This window comes from Moraxella lacunata (assembly GCF_900453205.1).
Classification (GTDB): Bacteria; Pseudomonadota; Gammaproteobacteria; order Pseudomonadales; family Moraxellaceae; genus Moraxella; species Moraxella lacunata_B.
This window is the reverse complement of sequence record NZ_UGQU01000002.1, coordinates 43,108-55,234: the sequence shown is the minus strand read 5'-3', so window position 1 is coordinate 55,234 and position 12,127 is coordinate 43,108. Positions and strand designations below refer to the sequence as shown.

Sequence of the window (12,127 nt, the reverse complement as noted above, 5' to 3'; positions counted from 1 at the left end):
GGTGTATTTGGTTTATCATTTGGTTGCTTTTTGCTTTTGCAGTATTACTGCTACGGCTATTTGAAGCAGGTTGTGCGTGGCGACAATCTAATAGTTGGTTTGGAAGATTGATTGGCTGGGCATTTGCTTTGTTTCACTTGCTTTTTGCATTTTTAACTTTTGCTATTGGCGTGGTGATTATTTTATGGATTTTGTATAACAAGCCTCTTTTCAAGCTAAGCATAAGCCCTTGTAAATACTGGGGTTAAAGTTTTTAAAAATCGACAAAAATGTGGGTTTGATTGGGTTGAGGCACGAAACCTAACAAGTTCAAAACCTAAACTGTTGGGTTTCACTATCGTTCAACCCAACCTACGAGCTGAGAAAATATATTGACAATGTATTTTTGCTATGTTAAATTAAAAAGATATTTAAACATATGTACCAAAAATGCCCCACCACACCAACACCATTGCCGACTGGCTTATTTCCAACCGTCTGTATGAAGACAATCTGTTTTATTATGCTCTTATCATCTGTTTTTGGTTTTTTTGGGGGTTTGCTTTTCTTGGCTTTGAGCTAGAAGGATTTAGCTTACAGCAAAATCTGTTCTTTAACTTCATCTATTATCTATTTATCTGCACCATGATGGCACTTTGTCCTGTTTGGTTTAGGTTGTTTTTTGGGAAAACCCACACTGCAAAACGAGAACAAGAATTACAACAAGCCCTAGATGAACTTGATGATCATGACAGGGCGGAAGTAGAAGCAGAGCTTGCCCATACAGGAGGGCTTGCCATGCGACCTATCCAAAGGTGGGCGTTGGTATTTCTTGGGTCATACTTTTTATTTGAAGTGTTTTTTATTTCGGCGTGGGTGAAGGATTTGACGTTGGTGTGGCAACCTGATTGGGTGATGGGGATTGTGGAGTGGGTGAGAGTAAACACCAACTTACCGCCGTTAAATGTAGATAGAAAGTTGTTTATTTTGGATATTGGTTCATCAAGTGATAAAATCCTGCATACTATGTATAATTCTGAGATAGAATTTCTTAATTCTGAATTCGGTAAATCAGCTTTATTTTTTCACTTTGTTCGTTTTATCGGTGTCCCGTGTATTATTATTGCAATTAATCCATCTTTCTTGGGTATTATTGGCTGGAGTGGCTTAAATAAATTTAAACATAGTCATAACGGTGATTTATTTTCATTTTTAAAATCTTATTTATGGACTTCATTTTTGGCGTTTTTCTGTGCTTTGATGATGTGGGGTGGAATACTTCTTGTTCAATCCGTAGACATATCTGCCGAGATGTCTATGAATATTGTAATGTGGCTAGATAATTTGTATTTAAATTTTTGTCTAGTCCTTATGATTATTAGTTTTTTTATTATTGTTTCTTGGCTTAAAATGAGCAAACTACTTATTTTGGGCGTTATTGATTTTATTAAACAATTTTTTTAAACTAACCTAACGAGGTATTTTATGAGCAATCTAACTGGTCTAGCAGATGCTTTCTTTATTGAAGAAGCAAGAAAAATTCTTGAAAAACATTCATTTGGTTCTGTAACCGACAAAGAGGACTATGAAGAAGTTTGGGAAGCTCGTAGGTTGGGTTGAGGTACGAAACCCAACAAGTTCAAAACTTAAACTGTTGGGTTTCACTATCGTTCAACCCAACCTACGAGCTGAGAAAATATATTGACAATGTATTTTTGCTATGTTAAATTAAAAAGATATTTAAACATATGTACCAAAAATGCCCCACCACACCAACACCATTGCCGACTGGCTTATTTCCAACCGTCTGTATGAAGACAATCTGTTTTATTATGCTCTTATCATCTGTTTTTGGTTTTTTTGGGGGTTTGCTTTTCTTGGCTTTGAGCTAGAAGGATTTAGCTTACAGCAAAATCTGTTCTTTAACTTCATCTATTATCTATTTATCTGCACCATGATGGCACTTTGTCCTGTTTGGTTTAGGTTGTTTTTTGGGAAAACACATACTGCCAAACGAGAACAAGAATTACACGCCCATCTTGATGAACTAGATGATGAGGACCGTCAGGAAGTCGTTGCTTATCTCAATGAAACAGGACAGCTTGCCATGCGACCTATCCAAAGGTGGGCGTTGGTATTTCTTGGGTCATACTTTTTATTTGAAGTGTTTTTTATCTCAGCATGGGTTAAGGATTTGGCACTTGTATGGGAACCAAGATGGGCAAGTGCATTGATTGAGTGGGCGATTAGTCATACCAATGTACCACCATTGAATGTGGATAGGGATATTTTTGTCTTGGATGTACTTGATGATGGCATCAATGAGCTTGGCTATAAAGACGACTATTTTTTTATGAACTCAGATTTTGGTCATGCAGTCATGCTGTATCGGGTGATAAAAACTTTTACTTTACCATTTGTGATGTCATCATTAATTGTTATTTTGTGGAAACCTATTGATTGGCTTGGATTTTATCGGGCAGACCCAAGACATATTGATGGCGTTTCATCTTTCCTATATAGCGTGTTTTTAAGTTTTGGGGCTTTTTTATTATTCATTGGTGCAACATTGGCATTTGTTTCTGATGTGGAGCTAGTTGTTCACTATATTTTTGGCAAATTTAACTGGCTAAGTTTATTCTGGCAACATATTGGGCTAATTTTTATACTTTTCTATTTTAAATTTTTGTTCGGCTGGTTTGTGTTTATCAAGCAGTCTATTTTTTCAATCTTTGGCTTAGGAGCTAAATATGAGCAATGTTAATCAAAGCAGTAGTCTTTCAGATTTTGTTAATGAAAGAATTATTGATTCACTAAAAGCTGTGCGTGATAATACCATTAATACAAGCGTTGGGTTTTATGTTGACAGTGAGGGCAATGTACAATCCGATGCTAATGCCGGTATTTTTGTATCCAACGCCAATAAACTGCTATCCGCGATAATACTAGAAGAAACTCTACAATCATTATATGGTCTTAAAGCAATAGATAAAATTAAGAACATCTCTGATGAGTCTTTTAATGCTATTGGCTTGTCTGTACAAAAGCAATGGCTAAGCGATGCAATTAATCAACTACAAGATAGTGCTAATAAAACTGATAATCTTGCCAAAAAAGAAATTTATCAGAATTCCATTAACACCATTAATGCACAATTGCAAAATGTAAATAATAACATTCAATCAAAATTATCCCATATTGGCGTTAGTGGCGTAGATGTCCATAAGAGTAATGCCCAAGAAGTTATGCAAAAAATCTTTGATAAAGATTTGGGGAGTTATGCCAATGGTATTGATGATAAGATTTTTAAATCATTGAGCCATGTGTTTAATGGTGGAACCTTGGCTTTTTTGCTATCCAATGAAATTGATGCTAAAAATCCTGAGGAATTGCTAGATAGAGCGACTTATTGGACAAACTGGGCAACATCTAGCATTTTGACAATATTTCCAAAATGGGATGTGCCTTTTAATGATGGAGCATTTAAAATGCTATCTCAGGTAAAATCATTATCCCACCCCAATTTAACCGCTTTGGCGGCTCGGGGTGTTATTGTGGGCATTGCAACTGATGTGGCTTTTAAGGGTGGTTACTGGCTTGGAGAGGAAATTATTTGGGGTAAAATTTTTGAAATTGCTTTTGGTCAAGAACTTTACGAAATGGACTGGTTTATTGAATTTTCAGATAAATTTTATTCAGCTTATTTGGGGCATTTAGATGCAACAGAACTCAACGCCGTCATCGCCTTTAACACCATGATACTGGGTAACTTTGTTAATAAACAAGGCAAATCAGTAGTAATGGAAGACACTGCCATTTTGTTTAGTGCCAAAGATTACCAAGAAATGAGCTTTGAAAAAGCCCTGCATATCTATAAAGTTTTGCATAAAGCCATCACAGGCACAGACAGTGCTGATAACATCACCACTGCTGATGACATGATTCAATCAATGGAACAAGCCTACCCATTCTTTAAAGAACTGCGTGGTAAAACAATGATTATCCCACAAAGTTTCAAAGAAACAACCAATTATGGCGAACTTGCCCTGCAAGACAATGAGCTTGCGATGGCATATCGGTTTTCATTACAACACCTGCTACCAATGGTGATTACAGACCTAGATTATTCTAAATACAATCAAAATGGCGAATTGGAGTTATATTCAAAAGACAACCCTAATGGCATGACCCAAGAATATCTAGAAGCTAGAAATGAGATGTTGAGCTTTAAGCTTCAATATTCTGATATGGATATTGATTATGATGATAAACTGCAAGTATTTGGATTGCTACCTTTACCAGTTGTTCAAGGAGACCATATCTACCAAGACTTAGACAGTAACTTAAAGTTAGACATTGATGGGGTGGATATTGACGGAAATCATTATAATGTATTTGGCGGTAAGGGTAACGATACAATTAAAGGTGGTTCAATTACTGACAAGCTCTTCGGCGGTAAAGGCAACGACACCCTAGACGGTGGCAAGGGCAATGACTACCTAGAAGGCGGTGCTGATTTTGACACCTACCACATCAAAGACCACGACACCATCTATGACGCTGACGGCAAAGGACATATTCTCTTTAACAACAAACCCCTACCCACAGACTTTATCCTAAAACAAGGCGCATCAGGCATATGGGAAGCCAAAGACAGTGCAGGCAATGTGCTATATACTGCTCATCGTATTGGCGATGATTTATCCATATATGACACCAAAGTGCCTGACATTGCTAGAATCAAAGACTTCTTTAATATCGCCATCGCCAATGGCACGACATACACCGCATTGTCTATTAATTTAGGCGACAGCCAAGAAGACATTGATAAAAATCGCACCTACACCATCAAAGCCATTGATGGTTTTTTATCGCATATAGGTACAGGCGCTTTTCCTGCTCAGTACTTAGACATCTATGGTTCAAACAAGACTGACACCATCTTTGGCACAGGCAGAAAATACCTAAACATCGATGCAGGTGATGGGCATGACCTGATATTCGGTGGCGATATGGCGGATGTGATCAGAGGTGGGGCAGGTAATGATGTTATATCAGGTTCGCCCATCTCTTATGAACTAAGAGACCCAACCGACCCAGAAATACCCAAAGAAGACCATGATCTGCTTATCGGTGGAGAGGGTAACGACCTAATCTCGGCAGGGATTGGCGATGACATTATTTGGGTGGATCATGAGTATAAATCAAATGGTAAAACACCGATACATACCGACTCAAATAATCCCAACAACACCCATAACAACAAAAAAGGCGATTGGGCATTGGGCGGACGAGGTGATGATGTGATTCATGGTGGTGCAAACCAAGACTTCCTACAAGGTGGGGCGGACAGTGACATCATCTATGGGGGTGGCGGTGATGATGTGATATTGGGGGATGGGTATGTGAGATTTGGGGTAAAATCTGTCAGTATTGTTCATAATGATACCGTGATTCATACACCCACACCCATAAGCGTACATCCACTTGTTCCTGTCTTTACGAACTTAACCCCCACCATCATACCAGCCAAAAAACCCACAATAGAATATGGCTACACCAATGGCAAGTATTTGGAAACCAGACTGGGAAATGAATACATAAGAGATGCAAAAACATTTGATTGGCAATTACAGATAGATGCAGACAAAGGTGATTATACCATCACACCACATGAAGAAGTGAAGCTAAGTTATGATAAGCATGCTTTTGAATCAGAACATGCCAATGACTTTTTGTACGGCGGCAAGGGAGACGACCTTATCATCGGTCAGTATGGTAATGATTATCTAGATGGTGGTGAGGGTGATGACATCCTATGGGGTGATGATAACAGAGATGAGAATATTGAAGGGAATGACACGCTAAAAGGCGGTGCAGGACGAGATAGGCTAATTGGTGGCAAAGGGAATGATACGTATGTGTTTGACCTAGAAGACCTAGCCAAAAGTGGGGCGGATGACAAAACCATCATTGACAGTGATAATAGTGGCATCATCAAAATCAATCATTATGATCTAACAGGCACACAGTTTTTTAAATCCGCCAATGCCAGCAACCTCTACCAAAGCGATGATGGCAAATTTGACTTGATAAGATACGATAACGGCAACTACAGCCTATTAAGCAAAGACTTCAACGCCTCCATTGCCATCAAAGACACCCCCACCACAAAAGATGGCGACAATGACATCTTGCTAGGCATGATACTAAAAGAAACCAAAAACACCGCTCCCATCGTTCATAATCGTGTCTCTGACCAGATGGTGTTGGCAGGGCGAGACATCGCGCTCGGTCTTGGCGAGGTATTCCTCGATGCTGATGGTGATGAGCTGACGTATAGCATCCAAGGGGCGGATGGACTGCATTTTGACCCTGCTACGAAGATGCTAACAGGCAGGGCGCCTGATAAAGGGGTATTTAACATCACATTGACCGCCACCGACCCCAAGGGCGAGCATGCCAATACCAGCTTCACACTAAGAGTAAATGAACGGCCAACGCTCGTCTCTGCCTTGACTCTACCGCTTGTGCTAAGCCAAGATGATGCCATGATGCAGATGGGTCTAGATAAGCTGTTTGTTGATAACAATGGTGATGCGTTAAGTTATTCGCTATCGGCAAATTCTTTGAGCGGTATCTACATTGACAACAATCATCTCATCATAGACCCTGCGACCACAGAGATTGGCATGCATGACATTACCATAACAGCGACAGACAGCTTCGGTCAGAGTGTCAGTACCAATGCCAGCTTTACCATCAAAGGCAGTGAGCCCATCGTGATGCCAGAGCCTGTTCTGCCCATCACGCCAACGCCTGACCCCATCACTGTTGGCAAGCGATATGTGGGCAAGCTCGGTGCTGATGACATCACAGGTGATGATAAAGCCAATACCATGAGTGGTCTGACAGGAGATGATGTCCTAAGTGGCGGTCGTGGTAATGACACGCTCATCGGTGGATTTGGTCATGATACCCTAATTGGCGGACTCGATAACGACCTGCTTATCGGTGGCTATGGCAATGATACTTATCTGTATCACAAAGGCGATGGTCTGGACACGATTCGTGATGTTGGTGGGCTCGATATCTTAAAGATTTCGGGGCTGACGTTGTCTGATTTGGGCTTTGCCAAACAGGGCAATCATCTGTTTATCGATGTCAAGCAAAATGATGATGGCATTATTATTGAAGATTATTTCAAATCAGGCAGTATCATACCAAGCCAAAAATCATTCCCCAACATAGAACGTATCTACATCAATGATAAGTTTGTCGGGCATGATGAGATCATCAAGATGGCGGATGTGGTGATTTAGACTTAAGGCCAAGCGTGTTAAAAAGAGTGTTTAATAACACTCTTTTTTATGGTCTGCTGATGGCGGATTGTGCTGATTGGGGTGTGCCTGCCTTTGGTATTTGCATGAAAGATGAGATTTGGCTATTTTTATGCAAAATTGGTTAAAATTGTCAAATTTTTTACCTTAATTTTATAAAAATGTCATCAATGGTAGGTATGCCCTAATACGCCTAAAAACTTAACATGGTGTATTTGTCATAAATACACCAATCTTAGTATCTTACCTATTGTCCATTATCCTAATACCGCCACCAGCTCGCCTTCTACCAAATGCATACTAATCGCCTTATCAATGCGGACATTGACAAATTTACCCAGTAGCTCATCACTGCCACGAAAAATCACCGAACGAGTGTTGTCGGCTGTGCCATGCAAATAGCCGTCTCTGCGGTTGGCTCGCTCCTCGACCAGCACTCGCACGGTTTGACCGACCATCGCTCGGGTCTTGGCAAAGGTGGACTCCTTGATGACTTCCTGAAAAGTCGCTAGACGTTCTTTTTTGGTCTCAAAGCTGACATTGTCAGGCAAATCAGAGGCAGGCGTGCCAGGGCGTTTTGAGTAGATAAAGCTGTATGAATGGTCAAAATCTAACTCTTTGGCAAGATTTAGTGTATCGGCAAAGTCTTCATCGGTCTCATTAGGAAAGCCGATAATAAAGTCGCTAGATAAGTGCAAATCAGGGCGAATGGCTTTTAGTTTGTTGATTTGATTGATCTAAATGTCAATGGTGTGATTGCGTTTCATCGCTTGCAAAATGGCGTTGGAGCCAGATTGGACAGGCAGGTGCAAATGCGAGACGAGTTTGGGAATATGCCGATAAGCGTCAATGATGTCATCGGTAAACTCTAAGGGGTGGCTTGTGGTGTAGCGAATGCGTTCAATGCCGTCAATGTGGGCGACATAGTGCAAAAGCTCGCTAAATCGGCAAATCGTGCCGTCATCTTTCTCGCCCCGATAGCCATTGACGTTTTGCCCTAATAGGTTAATTTCACGGACACCTTGTTCGGCAAGTGCGTCAATCTCGGCAAGCACGTCATCGAGCGGACGAGATAACTCTTCGCCACGAGTGTAAGGCACGACACAAAACGAGCAGTATTTTGAACAGCCTTCCATGATAGAGACAAATGCCTTATAGCCTTCGACCTTTGGCTCGGGCAAAAAGTCAAATTTCTCAATGCTAGGAAATGACACATCAACCACGCCAATGCGAGTTTTGCCGTTTTTGCCAGTGTTGGTATGTTCCACGTTTAACGCTTTGGCACGAGCGGTCTTGGCGGTCAGCTCATCATACATCTGGGGCAGGCGGTGCAAGGTCTGGGGGCCGAAAACCATGTCCACATAGGGGGCACGTTTTTGGATATTATCGCCTTCTTGGGACGCCACACAGCCCCCCACGCCGATGACCAAATGGGGATTTTTATCTTTGAGTTTACGCCAGCGACCCAACTCGGAGAATACTTTTTCTTGGGCTTTTTCACGGATAGAGCAGGTGTTCATGATAAGCACATCGGCTTCATTGATGTCATCGGTAACTATCATGCCATGAGAGTCGCCCAACACGTCGCCCATTTTTTGGCTGTCGTATTCGTTCATCTGACAGCCTTGGGTGGCGATAAAGACTTGTTTGGGGGCGGTTGGGTCTTTGGGTAATTGTTCTAAGTGAGACAAATCCAACTGCGATAGCGTGGGGGCGTGGGGTTTGGTGTCGGTTTTGGGATTAAAAGTAGCAACGGTCATGGTTTTCTCCAAGGGTTTGCCAAATGGGGGATAAAGGGGCTATTATAGCACATGGCAGTGGTATTTTGGAAAAATATGGCTTGCTCATTTGGCGGTTTATTCTTTTTTAAATTGTCAAACTGTCAAATTGCTAATTTTACCCGTCCCATGCCCATCCCTTTTTACCCTGTCATAAAACTGTCATCAAACATTCACTAAGCTGTCATACAAACACGGCAAAATACGCACAGCGATTGTAAATTGCCATCTGCAAGCAGTCGCACCAATTTTCCCATTACATCGGAGTTTGTATGTCAGTTCAGTTATCTTTTACTCACAAACTGCTTGCTCTAAGCGTGGCAGGCGTATTTGCCCTAACAGGGTGCAACCAAAACACCCCTGCCGAAGGCACGCCCATCGGTGCCGATGGCAAACCTGCCGAAACTGCCCCCGCTACCACCGCCACATCTGACGGACAGACAGCCGCCCCAAGCACAGGCGAATTTGCTGAGCTAAAAATCACAGGGGCAGGGGCATCATTCCCACAGCCTATCTATGCCAAGTGGTCGGCTGATTTTAATTCTGCCACAGGCGGACAAGTCAATTACCAATCCATCGGCTCATCAGGCGGTATCAAGCAAATCAAAGAAAAAACCGTGGACTTTGGGGCATCGGACGCACCGCTTACCGTGGACGAGCTAAACGCTGATGGACTGATTCAGTTCCCAACCGTGATTGGCGGTGTTGTGCCTGTCATCAATGTTGATGGCGTGAGTGCAGGGCAATTAAAGCTAGATGGCGACACGCTTGCCAAGATTTATCTGGGCAAAATCACCAAATGGAACGACCCCGCCATCACTGCCCTAAACGAAGGCGTAACCTTGCCTGACGCCAACATCACCACCGTGTTCCGCTCGGACGGCTCAGGCACGACCTTCAACTTCACCGACTATCTCACCAAAGCATCGCCTGACTGGGCAAGTGCAGTTGGCGTGGACAAAGCGGTCAAGTGGCCAACGTCCGCCACAGGTATGGGTGGTAAGGGCAATGACGGCGTGGCAAGCTACGTGGGGCGTGTCAAAAATTCCATCGGCTATGTGGAATACGCCTTTGCCAAACAAAACAACATGGCTCACGTCTCCTTAAAAAACGCCAAAGGCGAATTTGTCCAACCATCGGCAGACAGCTTTGCGGCGGCAGGGGACATTGACTGGTCGGCAGAAGCAGGCTTTAACAAAGTGCTGACCAATTCAGACACGGCAGGGGCATGGCCGATTGCGGCGGCGACCTTTATCATCGTCCACAAAAATCCCCAAAACCCCGAACAAGTCAAAGGCGTGCTTGAATTCTTTAATTGGGCGTATGCCAATGGCGATGACTCTGCCAAAGCCTTGGATTATGTGCCATTTAGCGACACGGCAGTCGGTCTGTTTAAGGCAAGCTGGGCACAAATCAAAGGGGCGGACGGTCAGCCGTTGTTTAATAAATAATGTGGATAAAAAATAAGGGCGGATATTCTCGCCCTTATGCCAAATTAAATTAGGTTAATTAAAAATATATAAATCGCAATTTAAAATAATTTGGAACTCATAATGTTTTAAATGATTAAAAACAAGTTACTCCCAACCAACTTGATATTTACCACGGGTTTGTAGGGGTGTGCTGAGCACGCCCTTTGATGATATTACTATACAAGGCGTGCTCAGCACACCCCTACGTCCACACATCATTGTATTTGTAGTAATTTTAAAGTTTCTTGGGTGTATTTTGCATTACCATTTAAATAAAGTTTAATTTAAAAATCAAAAAGGTCAATCATGACAACACACACCGCCCGTGCCGACAGCCTAAAAGATCAATTAAACAAACAAAAAAAGCTAGACGCCATCTTTGTGCTTGCCACCAAATTTTTTGCCCTGCTTGTATTGTTGTCATTGGGTGGGATTTTGGCATCTTTGGTCATTGGGGCGATTCCGAGTATGCAAGCCTTTGGCTTGGGCTTTTATACCAGTAGCGAATGGAATCCTGTGTCGGGCGAGTATGGGGCGTTGGCTCCGATTTATGGCACGCTTGTTACGTCATTTATCGCCATTTTGATTGCCGTGCCAGTGAGTTTTGGCATTGCGGTGTTTTTGACCGAACTGTGTCCAAAAATGCTCAAAAAGCCCCTAGGCATCGCCATCGAGCTGTTGGCAGGCGTGCCGTCTATCATCTATGGAATGTGGGGTTTGTTTGTGTTTGCTCCGTGGTTTGGCGATAAGGTTCAGCCGTGGCTCATTCATCATTTGGGCGGATTGCCTGTGGTCGGCACGCTGTTTAATGGGGCTCCCATGGGCATTGGGCTGTTTACCGCAAGCCTTGTCCTCGCCATCATGATTATCCCCTTTATCGCTGCCACCATGCGAGACGTGTTCGCTGTCGTGCCTGACCTGCTAAAAGAATCCGCCTATGGCGTGGGGGCGACCACGTGGGAAGTCATGACCAAAATCGTTCTGCCCTACACCAAAGCAGGCGTGGTTGGCGGTGTGATTTTGGGGCTTGGGCGTGCGTTGGGCGAGACGATGGCGGTAACGTTTCTTATCGGCAACACCTTTAACATCACGCCCAGTATGTTCGCATCGGGGGTGTCCATCACGTCCGCCCTTGCCAATGAATTTGCCGAAGCGTCCAGCGAACTTCATTTATCATCGCTACTGCATTTAGGCTTAATCTTATTTGTCATCACCTTTATTGTCTTGTCAATTTCCAAAATTATGCTGATGAAAATTGATAAAAAGGCAGGGAAATGATTAAACGCTTTGTGTATTTTAAAGTTGTAGGGGTAATTTATTCGCCCAAATTTAAAAAATTTGGTATTGTTAAATAAAGATAGATTTTAAGGTTTTCCGTTCGGACTGAGCTTGTCGAAGTCTAGGAAAACCGTTATGGTTCGACAAGCTCACCACGAACGGCTTTCTAGAAAAGTATACTCAATTAACAATACCAAAAATTTAATTTGTTTAATTAAATGCCTTTTTAAATTATAAATTTGTAAAGACAAATAAAACGCCAAAAAATAAATGCGTTGCA

7 protein-coding genes and 1 pseudogene are annotated in these 12,127 nt (G+C 42.4%); 7 read left to right on the top strand and 1 reads right to left on the bottom strand.

Annotated elements, in window-relative coordinates:
* The first annotated feature begins 429 nt into the window (after positions 1 to 429).
* The 5 genes from DX073_RS05710 (at position 430) to DX073_RS14665 (ending at position 7,447) form a co-directional block, all read left to right on the top strand.
* Positions 430 to 1,443: a hypothetical protein gene (locus DX073_RS05710; RefSeq protein ID WP_115006528.1), complete on the top strand. Its 1,014-nt coding sequence runs from the start codon at positions 430 to 432 to the stop codon at positions 1,441 to 1,443.
* Between the two features lie 21 nt (positions 1,444 to 1,464).
* Positions 1,465 to 1,599, top strand: a complete 135-nt coding sequence (locus DX073_RS14680; protein ID WP_258556890.1) for a hypothetical protein — start codon at positions 1,465 to 1,467, stop codon at positions 1,597 to 1,599.
* A 139-nt stretch (positions 1,600 to 1,738) separates the two neighbouring features.
* The gene (locus DX073_RS05705) at positions 1,739 to 2,743 is read left to right on the top strand and encodes a hypothetical protein (RefSeq protein WP_115006526.1); all 1,005 of its coding nucleotides are present in this window, start codon (positions 1,739 to 1,741) and stop codon (positions 2,741 to 2,743) included.
* On the top strand, positions 2,730 to 7,301 hold the full coding sequence (locus DX073_RS14890) for a putative Ig domain-containing protein (RefSeq protein ID WP_115006524.1): 4,572 nt from the start codon (positions 2,730 to 2,732) through the stop codon (positions 7,299 to 7,301). Before DX073_RS05705 ends, DX073_RS14890 begins: the two co-directional genes overlap by 14 nt.
* A 14-nt stretch (positions 7,302 to 7,315) precedes the next feature.
* Positions 7,316 to 7,447, top strand: a complete 132-nt coding sequence (locus DX073_RS14665) for a hypothetical protein (protein WP_258556889.1) — start codon at positions 7,316 to 7,318, stop codon at positions 7,445 to 7,447.
* Positions 7,448 to 7,576: 129 nt separating this feature from the next.
* Here DX073_RS14665 and miaB read toward each other — a convergent pair.
* A pseudogene (gene miaB, locus DX073_RS05695) lies at positions 7,577 to 9,079 on the bottom strand (tRNA (N6-isopentenyl adenosine(37)-C2)-methylthiotransferase MiaB).
* A 290-nt stretch (positions 9,080 to 9,369) separates the two neighbouring features.
* On the opposite strand from miaB, the gene pstS reads away from it, so the two are divergent.
* Together pstS and pstC are read left to right on the top strand one after the other, a co-directional pair.
* Positions 9,370 to 10,548: a phosphate ABC transporter substrate-binding protein PstS gene (gene pstS / locus DX073_RS05690; protein ID WP_115006522.1), complete on the top strand. Its 1,179-nt coding sequence runs from the start codon at positions 9,370 to 9,372 to the stop codon at positions 10,546 to 10,548.
* Between the two features lie 327 nt (positions 10,549 to 10,875).
* Positions 10,876 to 11,847, top strand: coding sequence for a phosphate ABC transporter permease subunit PstC (pstC, locus tag DX073_RS05685; protein WP_115006520.1), 972 nt, complete (start codon positions 10,876 to 10,878; stop codon positions 11,845 to 11,847).
* Positions 11,848 to 12,127 lie beyond the last annotated feature (280 nt).

What these genes read in the sequence shown, in the direction of transcription:
- DX073_RS05710 (WP_115006528.1), top strand. Translation starts at nt 430, where the DNA reads ATGCCCCACCACACCAACACCATTGCCGACTGGCTTATTTCCAACCGT.
- DX073_RS14680 (WP_258556890.1), top strand. Translation starts at nt 1,465, where the DNA reads ATGAGCAATCTAACTGGTCTAGCAGATGCTTTCTTTATTGAAGAAGCA.
- DX073_RS05705 (WP_115006526.1), top strand. Translation starts at nt 1,739, where the DNA reads ATGCCCCACCACACCAACACCATTGCCGACTGGCTTATTTCCAACCGT.
- DX073_RS14890 (WP_115006524.1), top strand. Translation starts at nt 2,730, where the DNA reads ATGAGCAATGTTAATCAAAGCAGTAGTCTTTCAGATTTTGTTAATGAA.
- pstS (WP_115006522.1), top strand. Translation starts at nt 9,370, where the DNA reads ATGTCAGTTCAGTTATCTTTTACTCACAAACTGCTTGCTCTAAGCGTG.
- pstC (WP_115006520.1), top strand. Translation starts at nt 10,876, where the DNA reads ATGACAACACACACCGCCCGTGCCGACAGCCTAAAAGATCAATTAAAC.